Source organism: Mycobacterium sp. IS-1742, from assembly GCF_001500125.1.
Classification (GTDB): domain Bacteria; phylum Actinomycetota; class Actinomycetes; order Mycobacteriales; family Mycobacteriaceae; genus Mycobacterium.
The window spans coordinates 1-603 of the sequence record NZ_LQIV01000040.1 but is presented as its reverse complement, the minus strand read 5'-3'; the positions used below and the strand labels follow the sequence as shown (position 1 = coordinate 603).

The 603-nt window shown below is 67.2% G+C and carries 1 protein-coding gene; it reads right to left on the bottom strand.

Annotated elements, in window-relative coordinates; translation table 11 throughout:
- The coding region (gene mspA / locus AU196_RS19300; protein ID WP_059096681.1) for a porin MspA at positions 1 to 602 on the bottom strand (602 nt) is incomplete at its 3' end.
- Position 603 lies beyond the last annotated feature (1 nt).

Below are 603 nucleotides of genomic sequence, written 5' to 3'. Positions count from 1 at the left end.
GTGGAGGCGATCAACCGGGCGTACGGACGCAGCAGCACACCACCGGCCGCACCGGTCACCGTGCCGTGCGCGTTCGAGACCGCGACCGCACCCTCGGCACCCTCCACGTCGACCGCGAAGGTCGCCACTTCCTGGATGCCCGGGCCGTTGCCCAGATCCGCGCTGATCGACACACCCGGGAACAGCGGCGGGGTCACGATGCCCTCCAGCGGGATAACGCCGTCCGCGCCGACGAAGGCGCCGTCGAGGCCGTCGAAGGCGATGTTGGGGGTGGTGTAGCTGAAATTGATCCCCACACCCAGCGACCACGGGAAGCCGATCTGGTAACCCAGCTCCAGCGAACCCTCGAACTCCTCGGCACCCTCACCGGCCACGATGTACTTGGCCCGGCCCGAGTGGAACCACTCACGGGTGAGCCGGTTGCGGTCGAGCGGGAACACCCCGTTGAGGAACGTGTCCCACTGCTGGATCGTCAGCGTGCGGCCCTGGCCGTCGACCAGGCTGAGCTCGTTATCCAGACCTGCGTTGGAGGTGCCCGTGCTCGTGAACAGAGCCGCGATGGCCGCAACCAACGCGATCAACACCCGACTGATTGCCTTCATG